17 protein-coding genes are annotated in these 20,358 nt (G+C 67.7%); 16 read left to right on the forward strand and 1 reads right to left on the reverse strand.

What is annotated here, in order from left to right:
• The first annotated feature begins 46 nt into the window (after positions 1–46).
• The 8 genes from gmk to EGT50_RS06095 all read left to right on the forward strand — a co-directional run bounded on the left by gmk (position 47) and on the right by EGT50_RS06095 (position 9,436).
• On the forward strand, positions 47–595 hold the full coding sequence (gene gmk / locus EGT50_RS06060) for a guanylate kinase (protein ID WP_235870627.1): 549 nt from the start codon (positions 47–49) through the stop codon (positions 593–595).
• A 60-nt stretch (positions 596–655) separates the two neighbouring features.
• A complete protein-coding gene (gene rpoZ, locus EGT50_RS06065; RefSeq protein WP_127951679.1) occupies positions 656–961 on the forward strand; it encodes a DNA-directed RNA polymerase subunit omega in 306 nt (101 codons plus the stop codon).
• 13 nt (positions 962–974) lie between these two features.
• Positions 975–2,201 carry a bifunctional phosphopantothenoylcysteine decarboxylase/phosphopantothenate--cysteine ligase CoaBC gene (gene coaBC / locus EGT50_RS06070; RefSeq protein WP_235870604.1) on the forward strand — a complete coding sequence of 409 codons (1,227 nt, stop codon included), beginning with the start codon at positions 975–977 and terminating at the stop codon, positions 2,199–2,201.
• 186 nt (positions 2,202–2,387) lie between these two features.
• A complete protein-coding gene (gene metK, locus EGT50_RS06075) occupies positions 2,388–3,599 on the forward strand; it encodes a methionine adenosyltransferase (RefSeq protein WP_127951680.1) in 1,212 nt (403 codons plus the stop codon).
• Positions 3,600–3,619: 20 nt separating this feature from the next.
• On the forward strand, positions 3,620–5,641 hold the full coding sequence (locus EGT50_RS06080; protein WP_206615768.1) for a primosomal protein N': 2,022 nt from the start codon (positions 3,620–3,622) through the stop codon (positions 5,639–5,641).
• A 133-nt stretch (positions 5,642–5,774) separates the two neighbouring features.
• Positions 5,775–6,770, forward strand: coding sequence for an esterase/lipase family protein (locus EGT50_RS06085; RefSeq protein ID WP_127952225.1), 996 nt, complete (start codon positions 5,775–5,777; stop codon positions 6,768–6,770).
• 261 nt (positions 6,771–7,031) lie between these two features.
• On the forward strand, positions 7,032–7,958 hold the full coding sequence (gene fmt / locus EGT50_RS06090; protein WP_127951682.1) for a methionyl-tRNA formyltransferase: 927 nt from the start codon (positions 7,032–7,034) through the stop codon (positions 7,956–7,958).
• On the forward strand, positions 7,955–9,436 hold the full coding sequence (locus tag EGT50_RS06095) for an RsmB/NOP family class I SAM-dependent RNA methyltransferase (protein WP_127951683.1): 1,482 nt from the start codon (positions 7,955–7,957) through the stop codon (positions 9,434–9,436). The genes fmt and EGT50_RS06095 overlap by 4 nt, the downstream gene beginning before the upstream one ends.
• A 17-nt stretch (positions 9,437–9,453) precedes the next feature.
• Here the strand turns inward: EGT50_RS06095 and EGT50_RS06100 are convergent, their stop codons facing one another.
• Positions 9,454–11,835: a phosphoketolase family protein gene (locus tag EGT50_RS06100; RefSeq protein ID WP_127951684.1), complete on the reverse strand. Its 2,382-nt coding sequence runs from the start codon at positions 11,833–11,835 to the stop codon at positions 9,454–9,456.
• Positions 11,836–12,097: 262 nt separating this feature from the next.
• Between EGT50_RS06100 and EGT50_RS06105 the strand changes: the two genes are divergently transcribed.
• From EGT50_RS06105 to EGT50_RS06140, 8 genes are all read left to right on the forward strand, one after another.
• Positions 12,098–13,099: a zinc-binding alcohol dehydrogenase family protein gene (locus tag EGT50_RS06105; RefSeq protein WP_127952228.1), complete on the forward strand. Its 1,002-nt coding sequence runs from the start codon at positions 12,098–12,100 to the stop codon at positions 13,097–13,099.
• Between the two features lie 102 nt (positions 13,100–13,201).
• A complete protein-coding gene (locus EGT50_RS06110) occupies positions 13,202–15,577 on the forward strand; it encodes a glycoside hydrolase family 65 protein (RefSeq protein ID WP_127951685.1) in 2,376 nt (791 codons plus the stop codon).
• A gap of 10 nt (positions 15,578–15,587) precedes the next feature.
• Entirely contained in the window at positions 15,588–16,271 is a 684-nt protein-coding gene (gene rpe / locus EGT50_RS06115; RefSeq protein WP_127951686.1) for a ribulose-phosphate 3-epimerase, read from the forward strand.
• Positions 16,272–16,314: 43 nt separating this feature from the next.
• Positions 16,315–17,301: a bifunctional diaminohydroxyphosphoribosylaminopyrimidine deaminase/5-amino-6-(5-phosphoribosylamino)uracil reductase RibD gene (gene ribD, locus EGT50_RS06120; protein ID WP_127952231.1), complete on the forward strand. Its 987-nt coding sequence runs from the start codon at positions 16,315–16,317 to the stop codon at positions 17,299–17,301.
• A gap of 106 nt (positions 17,302–17,407) precedes the next feature.
• A complete protein-coding gene (locus tag EGT50_RS06125) occupies positions 17,408–18,028 on the forward strand; it encodes a riboflavin synthase (protein ID WP_127951687.1) in 621 nt (206 codons plus the stop codon).
• A gap of 98 nt (positions 18,029–18,126) precedes the next feature.
• Positions 18,127–19,374, forward strand: coding sequence for a bifunctional 3,4-dihydroxy-2-butanone-4-phosphate synthase/GTP cyclohydrolase II (locus EGT50_RS06130; RefSeq protein WP_127947007.1), 1,248 nt, complete (start codon positions 18,127–18,129; stop codon positions 19,372–19,374).
• Entirely contained in the window at positions 19,371–19,868 is a 498-nt protein-coding gene (gene ribH / locus EGT50_RS06135) for a 6,7-dimethyl-8-ribityllumazine synthase (RefSeq protein ID WP_127951688.1), read from the forward strand. Before EGT50_RS06130 ends, ribH begins: the two co-directional genes overlap by 4 nt.
• Positions 19,865–20,326, forward strand: coding sequence for a PH domain-containing protein (locus tag EGT50_RS06140; RefSeq protein WP_127951689.1), 462 nt, complete (start codon positions 19,865–19,867; stop codon positions 20,324–20,326). The genes ribH and EGT50_RS06140 overlap by 4 nt, the downstream gene beginning before the upstream one ends.
• The last annotated feature ends 32 nt before the right edge of the window (positions 20,327–20,358 follow it).

A 20,358-nucleotide genomic window follows, 5' to 3' on the forward strand; every position in this document is an offset into this window, starting at 1 on the left:
TCCGGCGTTGGCCGAGAGTGGCGACGCTGCGCGGAGGGGCCGGCTGGTGGTTCTAGCCGGCCCCTCTGCTGTCGGCAAGTCCAGCGTCGTCCGCCTGCTGCGTGAACGCATGCCCGAGGTCGTCTTCAGCGTCTCGGTGACAACCCGGGACCCGCGACCCGGCGAAGTGGACGGACAGGACTACCACTTCATCTCGCGGGACGAGTTCGACCGCATGATCACGGCCGGTGAGCTGCTCGAATGGGCGGAGATCCATGGTGGGCTGCAGCGGTCGGGCACTCCGGCAGGACCGGTGCGCAAGGCCCTCGCGGAGGGCAAGCCGGTCTTGGTCGAGGTCGATCTGGCGGGAGCTCGCCTGGTGCGGTCGGCGATGCCCGAGGCGCTCCTGGCATTCATGGCGCCACCGAGTTGGGAGGTGCTGGTATCACGTCTGACCGGGCGCGGAACCGAACCGGCCGACGTCGTCGAGCGCCGGTTGCAGACCGCGAAGGTCGAATTGGCCGCGCAGGACGAGTTCGACAGCGTCATCGTCAACGAGGACGTCGGACGTGCCTGCGAGGAGTTGGTATCCTTGTTGGCTGAACGCAAACCGTAGTTGCCGTTCCTAGTTCCGACATCCCATTTGCAGTTTCCATTCCAGTTCAGGAGAAACCGAGTGAGCAGCATCGAAGCAGCAGTGTCCGACACCGCCGGTCGTGGCGCCCTGCACGCCTATGACACCCCGCTCGGCCTCACCAACCCGCCGATCGACGAGCTGCTCGAGCGTACGTCGTCTAAGTACGCGCTGGTCATCTACTCGGCCAAGCGTGCACGTCAGATCAACGACTACTACAACCAGCTCGGTGAGGGCATCCTCGAGTACGTCGGCCCGCTTGTCGAGCCGGGTCTGCAGGAGAAGCCGCTGTCCATCGCACTGCGCGAGATCCACGCCGACCTGCTCGAACACACTGAAGGCGAGTGAGCGGAGGGGTACCGTGCGGATCGTCGTCGGCGTCGGCGGCGGCATCGCCGCGTACAAGAGTTGCGCGCTGATACGCAGCTTCACTGAGAGCGGTCACAGTGTCCGGGTGATCCCCACCAAGTCGGCACTGCAGTTCGTCGGTCGGGCCACCTTCGAGGCTCTGTCGGGTAATCCGGTCCAGACCGGCGTGTTCGCCGATGTACCGGAGGTGGCGCACGTACGCCTGGGGCAGGACGCCGACCTGGTTGTCATCGCTCCCGCCACTGCGGACCTGATGGCTCGTGCTGTGGTCGGGCGGGCGGACGACCTGTTGACCGCGACGTTGCTGACGGCCCGTTGCCCGGTGATGTTCGCGCCCGCGATGCACACCGAGATGTGGGAGCACCCGGCCACCGTCGCGAACGTTGCGACGCTCCGTGAGCGCGGCAACGTGGTGATCGAGCCGGCGTCGGGTCGACTCACCGGCAAGGACACCGGTGCGGGCCGTATGCCGGAGCCGGAGGAGATCTTCGCGCATGCGTTGCTCCTGCTGGAACGGGGTTCCGCGTTGCCGCGTGATCTCGAGGGCCGGCGTCTGGTGGTCTCGGCCGGTGGGACCCGCGAGCCCATCGACCCGGTCCGCTATCTGGGCAATCGGAGCTCGGGCAAGCAGGGTTTCGCGATCGCTCGTCTCGCGGCCCAGCGTGGTGCAGAGGTGACGCTGGTGGCTGGTGCGACGGCCGACCTGGCCGACCCGGCCGCGGTCGACGTCGTGAACGTGCGTACCGCCGAGCAGATGCGCGAGGCGGTCATGAAGCAGGCTGCCGATGCCGACGCGGTGATCATGGCGGCCGCCGTGGCGGACTTTCGTCCTGCCACGGTCGCGGACAGCAAGATCAAGAAGGGTGCCGACGAACCGGAGTCGATTCCGCTGGTCAAGAACGAGGACATTCTCGTCGGCCTCGTGCAGGCTCGACGAGAGGGCATCCTCGCTCCCGGTACTGCGATCGTAGGGTTCGCGGCCGAGACGGGGGACGCGTCGGGCAGCGTCCTCGAACATGCGCGAACGAAGTTGGCACGCAAGGGTTGTGATCTTCTCGTCGTGAACGCCGTCGGGGAAGGCAAGGCATTCGAGGTGGACCACAATGACGGCTGGTTGCTCGGTGCAGATGGCTCCGAATCGGCGATCGAGCCGGGCTCGAAGGCGCTGATGGCCAGCCGCGTTCTCGACGAGGTCGCGAGTCTGCTCTCCAAGAGGTAGGTACACCGAAATTGGGATGCCGTGTCGGGGGCGACCTCCTGGCACCGGCCCCAACTGCGGTATTGAATAGAAGCACTGAACTGAAGTAGAAGCTGAGCATCAGCGCAGGTGTCGTATCGGGACCGTACTTTCGAGAATGCGAATTCGAACGGAGTCGGCCCGAGCAGAACGTCGAGAGGGAGATCTGTGAGCACGTCCGGCAAGCGGCTATTTACCAGTGAGTCCGTGACCGAGGGTCACCCGGACAAGATCTGCGATGCCATCAGCGATTCCATTCTCGATGCGATGCTCGCGGCGGACCCGCGAAGCCGGGTCGCGGTCGAGACCCTCGTGACGACTGGACAGGTCCACGTCGCGGGTGAGGTGACCACGTCCGCGTACGTCGATATCCCCAAGATCGTGCGCGACAAGGTTCTCGAGATCGGGTACGACTCGTCCGCGAAAGGCTTCGACGGCAATTCGTGCGGCGTCAACATCGCTATCGGAGCGCAGTCGCCCGAGATTGCGCAGGGCGTCGATCACTCGCACGAGGCGCGGGTCGACGGCATGAGCGATGACGAGATCGACCGCCAGGGGGCGGGCGACCAGGGTCTGATGTTCGGGTTCGCCTGCACCGAGACTCCGGAATTGATGCCACTGCCGATCGCGCTGGCGCACCGTCTCTCCCGGCGCCTGGCCAAGGTTCGCAAGACCGGCGTGCTGCCGTATCTGCGACCGGACGGCAAGACCCAGGTGACGATCGAATACGACGCCGACCGTCCGGTCCGACTCGACACGGTCGTGATTTCGACGCAGCACGCAGCCGACATCGACCTCGACAATCTTCTGACGCCGGATCTGCGTGAGACCGTCGTGGGCCACGTTCTCGACGAACTCGGCCTCGATCTGAACACGTCCGACGTCCGCCTGCTGGTCAACCCGACCGGCAAGTTCGTCCTGGGTGGTCCGATGGGCGACGCCGGCCTGACCGGCCGCAAGATCATCGTCGACACTTACGGCGGCATGGCCCGACACGGCGGCGGCGCGTTCTCCGGTAAGGATCCGTCGAAGGTGGACCGTTCCGCAGCGTACGCAATGCGCTGGGTTGCCAAGAACGCCGTCGCGGCAGGCCTCGCAGACCGCATCGAGGTCCAGGTCGCCTACGCAATCGGAAAAGCCGCACCCGTCGGGCTCTTCGTCGAGACCTTCGGCACCGAGAAGACGGATCCGACGAGGATCCAGAACGCGATCAACGAGGTCTTCGACCTGCGTCCGGGCGCAATCATCCGCGACCTGGACCTGCTTCGCCCGATCTACGCGCAGACCGCCGCGTACGGCCACTTCGGTCGCACCGACGTCGACTTGCCCTGGGAGCGCACCGATCGGGTCGAGAAGCTGCGCGCAGCGGCCGGTCTCTGACCGACCGAGAGAGCGGCTCTCTGACCGGCACCGACAAGACAGCGGCAGCACACGCTCCCGTAGCGCGAGTGCTGCCGCTGCTTCCGGTCGCCCATCTGGATCGGGAGTTCGACTACCTGGTGCCGTCCGAGCTCGACGAGCAGGCCCGTCCGGGCGTTCGTGTCCGGGTCCGGTTCTCCGGGAGACTCGTGGACGGGTACCTACTCGAACGGATCGACGCGAGCGAGCATGGCGGGAAACTCGCGTGGCTCGATCGGGTCGTCTCCGCCGAGCAGGTCCTCACGGCCGAGGTCCGCAGGCTGGTCGACGCGGTTGCGCAGCGGTACGCCGGGACGCGGGCTGATGTTCTGCGTCTGGCGGTCCCGCCCCGGCATGCGAAGGTCGAATCCGAGAAGTCCGAACCGGCACCGTCGCCCGGATCGCCGGAGGTCGATCAGGGCGCGTGGTCTGCGTATCTGCATGGTGTCAACTTCCTCGAGGCATTGAAGGGCGGACGCGGACCGCGGGCGGTGTGGCAGGCCTTGCCGGGCGAGGACTGGTGCGCCCGGCTTGCCGAGTTGGCTGGTGTCGTGGCGGCGTCCGGGCGTGGGGTCGTACTTGTCGTACCGGACCAACGCGACCTCGATCGGCTGGTTCGGTCCTGTGAAAGCCTGGTCGGCGCCGAACACGTGGTCGGGCTCGCCGCAGGTCTCGGGCCGTCTGCACGGTACCGGCGGTGGTTGGCATCGCTTCGGGGGACCGCGCGGGTGGTCGTCGGCACCCGCGCGTCGGTGTTCGCTCCAACGCCGGATCTCGGCTTGGTGGTCGTATGGGACGACGGCGACAGCAGCCTGTCCGACCCGCGTGCACCGTACCCGCACGCGCGCGAGGTCGCGCTGCTGCGTGCTCATGCGACGGGCTGCGCTGTGGTCCTTGCGGGCCACGCGCGGACAGCGGAGGCGCAGGCGCTCGTCGATTCCGGGTGGGCGCATGATCTTGTCGCCGCACGCGACGTCGTGCGGGCCCGCGCCCCGATGATCACTGCGCTCGCGGACAGCGATCAGGCGCTGGCACGCGACCCGGGCGCCCGAGCCGCGCGCCTGCCTGCGATCGCATTCGGTGCGGCCCGCCAAGCGTTGGCAGCGGGAGCCGGTGTGCTGGTTCAAGTTCCGCGTCGTGGCTACATCCCGTCGCTCGCATGTGCCAAGTGCCGAGCGCCGGCTCGGTGCCGCCGATGCAATGGGCCGCTGTCCTTGCCGGCAGCTGCTGAGTCCGACGGTGCCGGTTCTCCGACGTGCAAGTGGTGTGGTGTCGCCGACACCAGTCACCGGTGCCATGCGTGCGGTGCGCGGGCACTACGCGCAGTCGTCGTCGGTGCTGGTCGCACTGCCGAGGAGTTGGGCCGCGCCTTTGCGGGTTTCGAGGTACACACTTCGGGCGGATCCGACGTGAAGGGCGAGATCGCACCCGGTCCCAAGCTCGTCGTGTCGACGGTGGGTGCGGAGCCGGTGATGCCCGGTGGGTACGGGGCGGCCCTGCTGCTGGACGGGTGGGCTTTGCTGGGGCGTGCGGATCTGCGTGCGGCGGAGGAGACGCTCCGACGGTGGATGACGGCATCGGCACTCGTTCGTTCACACGCCGACGGGGGACAGGTCGTGGTCGTTGCCGAGTCGGGACTTCCGACAGTCCAGGCGCTGGTGCGTTGGGATCCGGTGTGGCACTCCCGAGCTCAGCTCGCAGAGCGGGCCGAGGTCGGGTTTCCCCCGGCGGTGCACATGGCCGCCATCGACGGCGCGGGGACGGCGATTGCCGAATTGCTCGAATTGGCGGAGGTGCCCGATTCGGCCGAGATCCTGGGTCCGGTGCCGCTCCCGCCGGGGGAACGGTTGCCGTTCTCGGATGACGAGCCGGAGCCGGAGGACGTGGAGCGCATGCTCATTCGCGTGCCGCGAACCGCCGGGCTCACGCTGGCGAAAGGGTTGGCTGAGGCGCAGGCGATCCGCAGCGCCCGCCGCTCCACAGGCCCGGTACGCGTGCAGGTGGATCCGCTGCGGATCGGTTAGTTCGCGAAAAGATCGTGTGGGTGTACTGGATTGTTATCCAGTCTGCCAGCCAGCAGCGTGTGAATGATGTTGCAATTGAGATTGATGTGCCTCGAGATTCCCTTGGAAACGGGAGGTGCGTATGCGGCGATCGATGCGAACGGCCGCCGTCGGTGCGGTGGCTGCTGTCACGACCGTTCTCGGTTCGTCCGGACACGCGGCGACTGCAACCCCGGCCGACGCCGGGCGTGGACCAGACTCCGAACTACTGACGTACGTCGTTCCGAATTCGCCTGGACCTGTCCAGACCCGGCACGGCGCCGCCCTGCGATACGCCGAGCAGAACCCGGATTCGGCTCCCTTGGGCGCGAACGACTTCGACTGCCAGCCGGGACCAAGACACCCGAATCCTGTTGTCCTCGTGCATGGTAGCGATTCCGACGCGTACACCGACTGGGCGGCACTCTCGCCGATGCTTGCGGCCCAAGGATTCTGCGTGTTCGTGCTCAACTACGGGTCAGACGGCAAGCCCGGCAAGTACGGGCGAAGCGACATGACCCGCAGCGCTGGCGAAGTCGCGGATTTCGTTGAACGAGTCCGGGCATCGACCGGCGCGGATCAGGTCGACCTGGTCGGGTATTCGCAGGGCGCGACCGTAACCCGGTACTTCGTCAATCGACTCGGCGGCGCTGATGTGGTGAATCGGTGGGTCGGAATCGCGTCGCCGACCTACGGCGGAACGATGTTCGGGATAGTGCCGCTTTTGCGGTTGTTGCCGCACTCCGACCGGATTGCCGAGTTGCTCACGTCCAAAGCGGTCAGCCAGCACATGCGGGGTTCGCCTTTCCTGACTGCGCTGAACGCGGGCGGCGACACGGTGCCCGGGGTGCGGTACACGACGATCGCGTCCCGCTACGACGAGATGATCCAGCCGTATACCAACATCGCACTGCGGGGCCCTGGCGCAGTGAATCTGGTGGTCCAGGATTTGTGTGCGGAGGACCAGGGCGGGCACTTCAGCATGGTGTACGACCCGTTCGTGCTCGGACTCGTGGTGCAGGTGCTCGATCCGTCCGCGCCCTCACCAGCGTGCGTACCGGTCCCGCTGGGCTACGGAATCCTCGACATGATGATCGCGAGCAATTCGTGACAAACGCCGGGTGTGTCTATCAACGCCCGTCTTGTCCGTCAACCCGAACCCGTTCCACCCGCGCGGGGTGCGGATCCTGAGGTCGGATGCATAGTCCGATGCCTACACCTCACCGGCGCAGGTGGCGCTGACCGGGACGAGGTGCTCTCCGTAGAATCTCCGGGATGAACCCCCTTCCGGCGCCGCCGGGATTCGACGCACCGGGAGCCGTCTCGTGAACTCTTCGACCGCCTGTTCCGCTCGTGTGGAGGTCCGTCGCTGATGCGGATCGTCTTCGCGGGGACGCCCGAACCGGCCGTGCCGTCGCTGCGGCGGCTCATCGCTTCCGAACGCCATGAGGTCCTCGCGGTTGTCACCAGGCCTGACGCGGTCGCCGGGCGGGGCCGCAAGGTGGTGCGTTCGCCGATCGGGCAGCTCGCGGACGAACACGGCCTCGAGGTGCTCACGCCGAAGTCTGCGATCGATCCGGAGTTCCTGACTCGGTTGCGAGAGCTCGCGCCGGACGCCTGCCCCGTCGTCGCGTACGGGAACCTGCTGCCGCGTCCCGTCCTCGACGTCCCGCTCCACGGATGGATGAACCTCCATTTCTCGCTGCTTCCAGCCTGGCGCGGTGCGGCTCCCGTTCAGGCCGCGATCAACGCCGGCGACGAGATGACTGGCGCGACCGTGTTTGCGCTCGACGAAGGCATGGACACCGGCCCCGTCTACGGGGTGGTGACCGAGTCGATTCGGACGACGGACACCGCCGGTGAGCTGCTCGCTCGGCTTGCCGAAAGTGGGGCCGTGCTGCTCGAGAACGTGCTCAACGGCGTCGAGGACGGTGCGTTGCACGCTGTCCCGCAGCCGCGTGACGGCATCTCCCACGCGCCCAAGATGACAGTCGAGTCGGCCCGAATCCGTTGGGACCAGCCCGCTCTCGCGGTACACCGCCACATCCGGTCGGTGACGCCGGCGCCAGGCGCGTGGACCATGATCGGCGACCTGCGGGTCAAGATCGGTCCAGTGACGCTCATGGAGGAAACACTGCTCCCGCCGGGGCGGATCGAAATCCGTAGGGACGGTTTCTTGGTCGGAACGTCCACGACCGCGGTCCGGCTCGGACAGGTTCAGCCGCAAGGCAAGAAGCAGATGGCGGCGCTCGACTGGGCGCGTGGGGCTCGTCTCAACGGAGAGGTTCGAGCACATTGAGCGAGGCGAAGCGACCGGGACGGCGGTCCGGAGGAGCAGGTCGCCGAAGCGGACGCCCCGACGGTCAGGGCGGCAGGGGCGATCGCAGCAGGCGCCCCCGCCAGGCGGGGCGCCCTGGTTCCGCACAGGCGTCGATCGACCAACCGAGGCGTGCGGCCCGAGACGTGCTGCGGGCGGTTCGTGAACGTGACGCGTACGCGAATCTGGTTCTGCCGAAACTTCTTCGGGAGCGTGGGATCGACGGTCGCGACGCTGCCCTGGCCACCGAACTGGCTTACGGCGCAGCGCGCGCTCGGGGCCTACTCGATGCCGTCCTCGAACGGTGTGCGGGCCGGTCGATCGACGAGATCGACGGTCCGCTGCTCGACGTCCTCGAACTCGGCGCCTATCAGCTGATGCGCACTCGGATCGCACCTCACGCGGCCGTCGCGACCTCGGTGGATCTGGTGCGGGCCGAGGCGGGACCGGGTCAAGCCGGGTTCGTCAACGCCGTACTGCGCCGGGTGTCGGAGAAGACTGAGGACGAATGGGTGGCTGAGCTCGCGCCCGACGCGTCCAGCGACCCAGTCGGGCACCTGGCGTTCCGATACGCCCACCCGCGATGGATCGCGCAGGCCTTCGCGGACGCTCTCGGCGCCGACGCAGGTGAGCTCGAAGAGGCCCTGATCGCCGACGACGCGCGACCGGCGGTGCACCTGGTGGCGCGGCCCGGAGAGATCTCCGCGGAGGAACTTGCGCTCATCACCGGTGGCGAGGTCGGCCCGTATTCCCCGTATGCGGTTCATCTCGACGGCGGCGACCCAGGTCTGCTCGACGTCGTCCGCGAGGGACTGGCGGGTGTCCAGGACGAGGGCAGCCAGTTGGTGGCGCGGGCATTGACGCTCGCACCGCTCGACGGGCCGGACGGCGGTCGCTGGCTCGATCTGTGTGCGGGCCCCGGCGGCAAGGCCGCCCTCCTCGGTGCGCTCGCGGACATCGAGGGCGGGCGTGTCGACGCGGTGGAGCCATCCGAGCACCGGGCCGACCTGATCCGCAAGACGACCCGAGAGTTGCCGGTCGACGTCCACGTCGTGGACGGTCGCGACCCAGGCCTGGAGGGTGGCTTCGACCGTGTCCTGGTCGACGCTCCTTGCACCGGTCTCGGCGCGCTGCGTCGGCGTCCGGAGGCACGCTGGCGCCGGCAGCCGTCGGATGTGGCCGGATTGGTGAAGTTGCAGCGCGAGTTGCTCGAGTCAGCGTTGAAGCTCGTCCGGCCCGGTGGCGTGGTGCTCTACTCGACGTGTTCGCCGCATGTCGCCGAGACCGTCGGCATCGTCACCGACGCAGCGCGGCGGCACGGCGCAATCCTGCTCGACACCCGCGAGATGGTGCCGGGCGTGCCGGGACTGGGGGACGGTCCGAGCGTCCAGTTGTGGCCACACCGCAACGGCACCGACGCGATGTTCATGGCGGCGCTGAAGCGACCTTTGGCGAGCTGAACACCCTGGGTCCGGTCTCACACAGGTTCGGGCCAGATCCAGTTGCGGACCTCGGGCATGTCCTCGAGGTGCTCGCGCACATAGTTGTGGTGACGTTGGAGCATCCGCTCGCAGTAGCCGACAAGGTCGGCGGCACCATCGGGTGCTCGACGACAGCGCCGCAACGCCTCGATCGCCAGGTGGTAGCGGCTCATGTGGTTGAGCACCACCATGTCGAACGGAGTCGTCGTCGAACCCTGCTCGGTGTATCCGCGGACGTGGAAGCGGTCCGGGGCGGGTCGCCCGTGCAGTAGTTGGTGGAAGGCGCGGGCGTACCCGTGCCAGGCGACGACGACGTCGACGTCGTCGGTGAACAGCCCGGTGAAGTCTTCGTGGGGGCGCCCGTGTGGGTGGGCGCCGGGTGGGGCCATCGACATCAGGTCGACCACGTTGACCACGCGTACCCGCAGATCCGGGACGTGGCCACGCAACAGTGCCGCCGCAGCGAGCGTCTCCTCGGTCGGGACGTCGCCGACGCACGCGAGGACGATGTCCGGTTCCCGTACCCCGGAAGCGTCGCTGCTCTCGCTGCCGGCCCATTCCCACACCGACGCGCCCGCCGCGAAATGGTCCCGCGCCTGCTCGAGCGTGAGGTACTGCGGGTGCGACTGCTTGTCGACGACGAGCAGGTTGACCCGGTCGCGGGAGGCGAGTGCTTCCTCGGCGACGATGAGCAGCGAGTTCGCGTCCGGTGGTAGGTAAACCCGCGTGACATCCCCCGACAGGGACAGCACCGTGTCGATCAGGCCTGGTCCCTGGTGAGAGAACCCGTTGTGGTCGTTGCGCCAGCAGGTCGACGTCAACAGGATGTTCAGGCTTGCGACGGGGTCTCGCCAGCTCAGTGACCGGGCTCGTTCGAGCCACTTGGTGTGCTGGATCGTCATCGACGCGCTCACCATGGCGAACGCTTCGTATGTGGCGAAGAGGCCGTGCCGGCCGGTGAGCAGGTAGCCCTCGAGCCAGCCCTGGCACAGATGCTCGGACAGTACCTCCATCACCCGTCCGTGGTGCCCGACGTGGTCGTCGCCAGGTATGAGAGAGCCGACGAAACAGCGCTCCGTGACCTCGAAGACGGCGCCCAGGCGGTTGCTGTTGGTCTCGTCGGGACAGAACAGCCGGAAGTTGTCGGGGTTCGCCGTGTAGACGTCGCGGAGGAATTCTCCGAGTGGCCGGGTGGTTTCGTGATGAACCGCTCCGGGCGCGGGGACGTGGACCGCGTACACCTCGGGTGTGGGCAGGGCCAGGGGGTGCAGCACGCGTCCGCCGTTCGCGTGCGGGCTCGCGCCCATCCGAGCGTCACCGCTCGGTGCCAGCGCGGCCAGCTCGGGTTGCAGTCGGCCCTGCTGATCGAACTGCTCCTCCGGCCGGTAGGACTGCATCCAATGTTCGAGCATGCGGAGGTGCTCGCGGTTGTCCGGCACGTCGGCGATCGGGACCTGGTGGGCACGGAACGTTCCCTCGACCTCGAGACCGTCGACGATGTCCGGCCCGGTCCAGCCCTTGGGTGTGCGGAGGACGATCGCCGGCCACCGTGGCCGGTCCGTGGCCCCCGACTCGCGGGCGTCGCGCCGAATCCGGGTGATCGCGGTGTGGACGCGGCCGAGTGTATCTGCGAGGTCCTGGTGGACCTGCATGGGATCGTCCCCTGCGACCACTTCGGGATCCCAGCCGTGCGTGTGCAACAGCGCCAGCACCTCGTCGTCGGAGCGCCGGCCCAGCACGGTCGGGCCCGAGATCTTGTATCCGTTGAGGTGCAGGATCGGCAGCACCGCGCCGTCCCGTGTCGGGTCCAGAAAGGAGGGCGCGTCCCACGACCCCGACAGCGGTCCGGTCTCCGCCTCGCCGTCACCGACGACGCACGCGACGATCAGATCGGGGTTGTCCATCGCCGCGCCGGTCGCGTGGGCGAGCGAGTAGCCGAGTTCGCCGCCTTCGTTGATCGACCCAGGAGTCTCGACACCGGAGTGGCTCGGAATTCCTCCCGGTGTGGAGAACTGCCGGGCCAGTCGTCGCAGACCTGCTTCGTCCCGCGTGACGTCGGGGTACAGCTGCGAGTACGTGCCCTCGAGATAGGTATTCGCGACGACGGCCGGTCCGCCGTGCCCGGGCCCGGCGATGAACACGATGCTTGCGCCCGTGCGGCGGATGAGCCTGTTCAGGTGCACGTACACGAGGGAGAGGCCGGGGCTCGTACCCCAGTGCCCGAGGAGTCGGGGCTTGATATCGGGTTCCGTCAGCGGTCTGCGCAACAGCACGTTGTCGCGGAGATAGATCTGAGCGACCGTCAGGTAGTTGGCCGCCATCCAATACCGGTGGAGAAGGTCGAGATCGTCGCTCGGGGCGTCCTGTCTAATAGTCAATTGGTTGGCTCCTCCGTTCGGGCGAAGGTGCTTCCATCCTCGCGGGGCCGGGCGTCAGCCGCCAGGCTTTTTACGAGCCGTGACCGGTTACTCCGGTTCCCACTTGTTGCGAGTGCGTCGAACCAGGCATCCTGGAGAGAGCGACAGTGGTACCGCCCCCGGTGCCGAGCGCGAGGCGCCCAGTCGCCCCACCACGAAGTGCGGATCAGGTATGCGGACGGAAAACTCGCGGACCTCGCGAACCATGACGCCCACCACGACGATGCGGGCGTGGCGGACGACGAGGCCCGGGCCGCTGGCGGACCGGCCGTTGCAGATGAGACGCGAATTGTTGCCCAGGCCCACCAGCAAGGATCTGTTGGTCCGGGTGCTGGCGTGCGGCGTGTGCCGGACCGATCTGCACGTCGTCGAGGGCGACCTGCCGCCGCATCGCCTCAATGTGATCCCCGGACACGAGATCGTCGGTGAAGTCGTGAGCGTGGGGGAGGACGCGGGCGGACGGTTCGAGGTGGGTCAGCGCGTCGGCATCGCATGGCTCCGCGGCACGTGCGGGCACTGCCGGTACTGCGTCCGCGGCGATGAGAACCTGTGCCCGTACTCCACATACACCGGGTGGGACGCCGACGGCGGCTACGCCGAGTACACGACGGTGCCCGCCGACTACGCGCTCGAACTGCCGAGCGGCTACCCGGTCGTGGAACTGGCGCCATTGTTGTGTGCGGGCATCATCGGATATCGCTCTCTGGTGCGAGCGGACCTGCCCGACGGCGGTCGACTAGGCATCTATGGATTCGGTGGCAGCGCGCATCTGACCGCGCAGGTCGCGCTCGCCAGAGGAGCCCGAGTCCACGTGATGACCCGTGGTGCGGAAGCCCGTGAGCTGGCGTTCAGCCTCGGTGCGGCCTCGGTGCAGGGAGCCTCTGATCCGCCGCCGGAGCCGCTGGATTCGGCGATCTTGTTCGCCCCGGCCGGTGATCTCGTGCTGCCTGCCCTCGAGGCGCTCGACGCCGGTGGCACACTTGCGCTCGCCGGGATCCACCTCAGCGACATCCCGTCGCTCAACTACGAGCGGCACCTGTTCCGTGAACGCCAGATTCGTAGCGTCACCGCGAACACCCGGCAGGATGCGAAAGAGTTCCTCGGCATAGCGCAGCAGCATCGGTTGCGGGTCAGCGCCCACCGGTATCCACTCGACTCCGCGGACAGGGCGCTCGTAGACCTGGCCGGTGGAGTGTTCAGTGGTGCGGCCGTTCTCGTGCCGTGACAGCTCCGGTGTCCTAGCGTGAACTGCGGGATCCGTCAGCCCTCCCGGTGATTGAGCACTGGAGGTGACTGGGCTCGCACGCGACTGGGAGGTACCGAGGCCGTGATCACTCATCCCGCCTTCACCGTCGAACCCTGGAGTCTGCGCGCCACCAGCCTGGACTTCGAGGTGTTGGCCCAAACGGAATCGCTGTTCACCCTCTCGAACGGGCACCTCGGCTGGCGGGGAAACCTCGATGAGGGCGATCCACACGGGTTGCCGGGCAGCTACCTGGCGGGCGTCTACGAGGTCCGGCCGATGCCGTATGCCGAACCGGCGTACGGCTATCCGGACTCGGGCGAGACGATCATCAACATCACCGACGGCAAAGTCGTACGTCTGCTCGTCGACGACGAACCGTTCGACGTCCGTCGTGGAGACATCCTGAGACACGAGCAGGAACTGGACCTGCGCGCCGGGGTGCTGCGACGGACCGTGGAGTGGCGCTCGCCGGCCGGTAGGACCGTGCGCGTGGTCACGACCAGGTTGGTCTCGTTCACACAGCGGGCGATCGGAGCCATCCGCTACGAGGTGACACCGCTCGACGGACCCGCGAGGGTGGTGCTGCAGTCCGAACTTGTCGCCAACGAGCCGATGCCCAAGCCGGAAGCGGATCCGCGCGCGGCGGCGGTGCTGTCGGAGCCCCTGTGCTCCGAGGAGAACTTCGTCCACGGCACCGGGGTGCAGTTGATCCACACGACCGGGGAGAGCGATCTGCGGATTGCAGTCGCGATGGACCATGAGGTGTTCGGCCCGCACGTACACGTCGAAGCCGACAGCTACCCGGACCTGGGTCGCGTGACCGTCTCGTCTCGGCTCGGACCCGGTGAGTGCCTGCATTTGGTCAAGTACGTCAGCCACGCGTGGTCCGCGCGGAGGACGGCTCCGGCGATGCGCGACCAGGTGGCCGGCGAGCTGACCCTTGCGCACGAGAGTGGTTGGGACGGACTGGTTTCCGAGCAGCGGGAATACCTGGACACATTCTGGGAACGCGCCGACGTCATCGTCGACGGCGATCCCGAGGTGCAGCAGGCGGTCCGGTTCGCGCTGTTCCACATCCTGCAGGCGTCAGCCCGCGCGGAGGGCGTCGCGATCGCGTCCAAGGGACTCACGGGGCGCGGCTACGACGGCCACGCATTCTGGGACTCTGAGATGTTCGTCCTGCCGGTCCTGGCGTTCGTGCTTCCGCACGCGGTCGCCGACGCGTTGCGGTGGCGGCACTCGACCCTGGACAGGGCACGCGAACGCGCACGCCAGCTGGGCCTGACCGGTGCGGCGTTCCCGTGGCGGACCATCACCGGCAGGGAGTGCAGCGGGTACTGGCCGGCCGGTGCGGCCGCGTTCCACGTCAACGCCGCGATCGCCCGGGCTGTGATCGGGTACGTGCGGACGGATGGGGACGCCGAATTCGAGCGAACGATCGGGCTGGATCTCCTCGTCGAGACCGCGCGCCTGTGGCGATCACTCGGTTACTTCGACGAGGACGCCAGGTTCCGCATCGACGGTGTCACCGGACCCGACGAGTACAGCGCTCTCGTCCGGAACAACCTGTACACCAACCTCATGGCCCGGGAGAACTTCATCGCTGCGGTAGCGATCGTCGAACGGCACCCCGACCGAATGCCCGACCTCGGCGTCACCGACGAGGAGGTTGGTGGCTGGCGAACCGCTGCCGACCGCATGTACGTGCCGTACGACGAGCGCCGCGGCGTCCATCCGCAGTCGTCCGGGTTCACCGATCGGCAGGTGTGGGACTTCGCCGCGACACCTCCGGAGCACTACCCGTTGCTGCTGCACTACCCGTACTTCGACTTGTATCGAAAGCAGGTCGTGAAGCAGGCCGACGTCGTGCTGGCGATGCAATGGGTACCGGACGCGTTCACTGCGGAGCAGAAGATCCGAAACTTCTCGTACTACGAGCGGCTGACCGTCCGCGACTCGTCCCTGTCCGCGTCCAGCCAGGCGGTGGTCGCCGCCGATGTCGGCGCACTCGACCTCGCTTACGACTACCTGGGTGAGACTGCGCTGATCGACCTGCGCGATCTCGAACACAACACGAGTGACGGACTTCACCTCGCGTCGCTCGCCGGCATCTGGATCGCGCTGGTCCAAGGATTCGGCGGCGCGCGACGGCGGCGGGCGGGGCTGACATTCCGGCCGACGCTCCCACGCGGCATCGACAAGCTCGCGTTCGGCGTCACGGCGGCCGGGACTCGGTTGCGGGTCGAGATCGGACGGGACGAGACCCGCTACCGGCTCGTCGCAGGCGACGAGCTGACCCTGTACCACGACGACACCGAGGTGACGCTGCGCAGCAACGAGGTTCGCGTGATGCCGACCGTGCGCCCGCCGGCGGGGCCGATCGTGACACAACCTGCCGGCCGGGAACCGGCCCGGCGCTACCCCGGTGGTGCCGGGAAATCGGCGCCCGCCGACTAAACTCGCCTCTGTGGCAACCCCGATGATCGCTCCGTCCATTCTGTCCGCCGACTTCGCCCGTCTCGCCGACGAGGCCGACGCCGTCGCCGGTGCCGACTGGCTGCACGTGGACGTCATGGACGCCCACTTCGTACCGAACCTGACGCTCGGTCTGCCCGTCGTCGAGAGCCTGCTGCAGGCCACCGACATCCCGCTGGATTGCCACCTGATGATCGAGGACCCGGGTCGGTGGGCGCCGCCGTATGCCGAGGCCGGAGCCCACAATGTCACCTTCCATGCCGAGGCCACTGATGATCCGGTCGCCGTGGCCCGCGACATCCGCGCCGCCGGCGCGAAGGCGGGCCTGAGCGTCAAGCCGAACACCCCGCTCGAGCCGTACCTCGAGATTCTCCGGAGCGTCGACACACTGCTCGTGATGAGCGTTGAACCCGGCTTCGGCGGTCAGTCGTTCATCCCGAGCGTGCTGGACAAGGTCCGCGCGGCCCGCAAGCTGGTGGATTCGGGTGAGCTGAGCCTCATCGTGGAGATCGACGGCGGTATCAACGTCGACACGATCGAGCAGGCAGCCGAGGCGGGTGTCGACTGCTTCGTCGCCGGGTCGGCGGTCTACGGGGCGACGGACCCTGCCGCCGCCGTTGCAGGACTGCGCCGACAGGCTGCGAAGGCGTCTCCGCACCTGACACTGACGTTCTGACGAGCCAATCGTGACTTCGTCTGCGCGCGGTTACGAGGCCGCGATGAGGCTCGCGATCGACGCCTCCCAAGGCGTGCGAGGGACCACCAGTCCCAACCCTCCCGTGGGGGCTGTGATCCTCGACTCCTTTGGTGAGGTCGTCGGGATCGGTGCCACCAACCCGGTGGGAGGTCCGCACGCCGAGGTCGTGGCTCTCGCCGAGGCCGGTGGGAGAGCCCGGGGCGGTACCGCGGTCGTGACCCTCGAACCGTGCAACCACCATGGCCGGACCGGTCCCTGCTCGCAGGCGCTCGTCGATGCCGGAATCGCGGCTGTGCACTATGCCGTCCCCGACCCCCACCCGATCGCCGCAGGTGGCGCCGACACGTTGCGGGCGGCCGGTGTCGCGGTGGCCGTGGGCCCGCTCACCGCCGATGTCGAACGCGGTCCGCTGCGCGCCTGGCTGCACAGGCAGCGACACGGTCGCCCTCACGTGACCTGGAAGTTCGCCGCCACGATCGACGGCCGCAGCGCGGCCGCGGACGGTACGAGCCAGTGGATCACCGGACCCGCGGCGCGGGCACGGGTGCACGCCGACCGTGCGCGCCTCGACGCGATCGTCGTGGGTACCGGGACCGTCATCGCGGATGACCCGTGGCTGACAGCCCGACTGCCCGACGGGTCGCTCGCGCCGCATCAGCCGGTGCGAGTCGTCGTGGGCACTCGAGGGATCCCATCGACCGCGAAGATCCTCGACGACGCGGCGCCGACTCTGGTGCTGCGTACACACAATGTCGACGAGGTACTTGCCGAGCTGGCAGATCAGGACGATGTCCTGGTCGAGGGTGGACCGCGCCTGGCGGGCGCGTTCCTCGCCGCCGGCCGGGTCGACCGGATCCAGGCGTACCTGGCGCCGGCCCTGCTGGGTGACGGACCCAACGCGGTGGAAGGCGCGGGAGTGCGCACCATCTCCGAGGCGCTACGGTTTCGGCGAGAGAGCGTCGAGACGATCGGCGACGACCTGTTGTTGAACCTGATCCCGGAGCAGTGATCCCGGAACAAGGCCGCGCAGCGGCGTCGGAACGTCAGTGACCCCGATCCCGGTCGGGATCGTGTTGAACTGATCCCTCCGGGATCTGAAGGAGTGAGACGAAGACATGTTCACCGGAATCGTCGAGGAACTCGGCGAGATCGTCGCCGAGGAGAACCTGGCGGACGCGGCTCGCTTCAGCGTGCGCGGTCCGATCGTCACCTCTGATGCCGGCCACGGCGACTCGATCGCGGTCAACGGCGTGTGCCTGACGGTTGTCGAGGTACTCGACGGTGGGGTGTTCACCGCGGACGTAATGCGCGAGACCCTCCAGCGATCGAGTCTCGGAGCCCTCCAGGTCGGCAGCCGCGTCAACCTCGAACGTGCGGCGGCGGTCGACAGCCGGTTGGGCGGGCACATCGTCCAGGGGCATGTCGACACCGTCGGCACCGTCCTGACCCGCAATCCGTCGGAGAACTGGACTGTGGTGAGGATCTCGCTTCCGTCCAGTGTCTCGCGATACGTAGTGGAAAAGGGCTCGATCACGGTGGACGGCGTCTCGCTGACGGTGTCCGCGCTCGGCGGCGAGCCCGGCGACGAGTACTTCGAAATCTCCCTGATCCCGACGACACTCGCGCTCACCACGCTCGGTACGGCCGAACCGGGGACCCCGGTCAATCTCGAGGTCGACGTCATCGCGAAGTACGTCGAACGCCTGCACTCCGCGTCCGGTCGACAGCCGGAATAACGATCGGGAATCGATGGGTCGTACTGTTGAGTTGCATCCGAGCAGATGCACCGGGGCATACTCGAGCAGACCCGTTCAACACTTTGGAGCCCAAGCACGTGACCAGGTTCGACAGTATCGAGCGCGCAGTCGCCGACATCGCCGCAGGTAAAGCGGTCGTGGTCGTCGACGACGAGGACCGAGAGAATGAGGGCGACCTCATCTTCGCAGCGGAAAAGGCCACCCCCGAACTCGTGGCGTTCATGGTGCGCTACACCTCGGGCTACCTGTGCGTCCCGCTCGACGGCGAGGATTGTGACCGGCTCGGTCTCCCGCCGATGTACGCGACCAACCAGGACAAACACGGAACGGCGTACACGGTCACGGTCGATGCTCGTGACGGCATCGGTACCGGAATCTCGGCGTCGGATCGGGCCGCGACGATGCGTCTGCTGGCCGACCCGACCACCGGTGCCCAAGACTTCACCCGTCCCGGCCACGTCGTGCCGTTGCGGGCGAAGGAGGGCGGCGTCCTGCGTCGCCCGGGCCACACCGAGGCCGCCGTCGACCTGGCCCGCATGGCGGATCTGCGGCCGGCCGGTGTGATCTGCGAAATCGTCAGCCAGAAGGACGAGGGCCATATGGCCAAGACTGATGAGCTGCGTGTGTTCGCCGACGACCACGGCCTTGCCATGATCTCGATCGCCGACCTGATCGCGTGGCGTCGCAAGCACGAGAAGCATGTCGTGCGAGTCGCCGAGGCCCGGATCCCGACGCGACACGGCGAGTTCACCGCCGTGGGATACCGCAGCATCTACGACGACGTCGAGCACGTCGCCCTCGTCCGTGGCAACATCGCCTCGGACGACGGCCGTGAGGTGCTCGTACGCGTGCACTCCGAGTGCCTCACCGGAGACGTCTTCGGCTCGCTTCGCTGTGACTGCGGCCCACAGCTCGATGCTGCGCTCGACATGGTCGCGCAGGAGGGCCGCGGTGTGGTCCTCTACATGCGCGGCCACGAGGGCCGGGGCATCGGTCTGATGCACAAACTGCAGGCCTACCAGCTCCAGGACGCGGGCTCCGACACGGTCGACGCCAACCTGCAGCTGGGCCTGCCCGCCGATGCGCGGGACTACGGCATCGGCGCGCAGATCCTCGTCGATCTCGGCATCAGGTCCATGCGCCTGCTGACCAACAACCCCGCCAAGCGGGTCGGCCTGGACGGCTACGGGCTGCAGATCACCGAGCGGGTTGCGATGCCGCTGCGCGCCAATGCCGAGAACCTCACCTATCTGCGCACCAAACGCGACCGCATGGGCCACGACCTGATCGGTCTCGACGAGTTCGAGCGCGGGGACGCATTGTGAGCGGGGTCGGACGCCCCGACCTGCAGCTCGGAATGGCGAAGGACCTCACGCTGGCCATCGTGGCCGGCCAGTGGCACACCCAGATCAGCGAGGCGCTGATCGCCGGCGCCAAGCGTGTCGCCAAGCAGGCACAGATCGACGAGCCGACCCTCGTCCGGGTTGCCGGCGCGATCGAACTGCCCGTTGTCGCACAGGAACTCGCGAAGTCGCACGACGCGGTCGTCGCGCTCGGTGTTGTGGTCCGCGGCGGCACGCCGCACTTCGAGTATGTGTGCGACGCGGTGACCGCGGGCTTGACCCGGGTCTCTCTCGACGAGTCGACGCCCGTCGGCAACGGAGTGCTCACCACCGACAACGAGCAGCAGGCACTCGACCGGGCGGGGTTGCCCGACTCGGTCGAGGACAAGGGCGGTGAGGCGTGTGCCGCGGCGATCGATGCCGCCGTCACGCTGGCCGAGCTTCGACGCAAGAGGGCGGGGTCGGCGTCTCGATGAGCGATCACCGCGACGAGTGGGACTTCGAGGTCCGATCGAGGAAGTCGGCGCGATACGCGATGGCCGCCGCCGGTGTCCTGGTGGTTGTGCACATCGCCCTTGCGGTGCTGCTGCGGACGTCCGCCACGGGCGTCTACTTCCGCGTTATCGACCAGTTCGCGATGGCCGCGATCGGGCTCCTGCTGGCGGGCGGGGTCCTGATGTTGACCCGTCCGCGGCTGCGAGTGGGCCCGCGGGGCATCGGCGTGCGCAATGTCCTCGGTGAGCGTGTTGTGGACTGGGATCTGGACCGTGGTCTGTCCTTCCCCGAGGGTGCCCCGTGGGCGCGCATCGAGTTGCCGGACGACGAGTACGTGCCGGTGATGGCGATCCAACTCAATGACGGCGACCACGCCGTCCATGCGGTCCGTAGGTTCCGTGAACTCGAGGCGAAGTACACCGGCTCCCGAACCGAATGAGTCTCGCGCGCCGAATGAGTACCGTCGGCATC

It is taken from the genome of Rhodococcus xishaensis (assembly GCF_004011825.1).
GTDB lineage: Bacteria > Actinomycetota > Actinomycetes > Mycobacteriales > Mycobacteriaceae > Prescottella > Prescottella xishaensis.

Bases quoted from the DNA above. Each gene is read 5' to 3' on its own strand.
- EGT50_RS06105 (WP_127952228.1), top strand. From the start codon at position 12,098: ATGCGGGCGTGGCGGACGACGAGGCCCGGGCCGCTGGCGGACCGGCCG.
- EGT50_RS06125 (WP_127951687.1), top strand. From the start codon at position 17,408: ATGTTCACCGGAATCGTCGAGGAACTCGGCGAGATCGTCGCCGAGGAG.
- EGT50_RS06140 (WP_127951689.1), top strand. From the start codon at position 19,865: ATGAGCGATCACCGCGACGAGTGGGACTTCGAGGTCCGATCGAGGAAG.
- EGT50_RS06085 (WP_127952225.1), top strand. From the start codon at position 5,775: ATGCGAACGGCCGCCGTCGGTGCGGTGGCTGCTGTCACGACCGTTCTC.
- ribD (WP_127952231.1), top strand. From the start codon at position 16,315: ATGAGGCTCGCGATCGACGCCTCCCAAGGCGTGCGAGGGACCACCAGT.
- fmt (WP_127951682.1), top strand. From the start codon at position 7,032: ATGCGGATCGTCTTCGCGGGGACGCCCGAACCGGCCGTGCCGTCGCTG.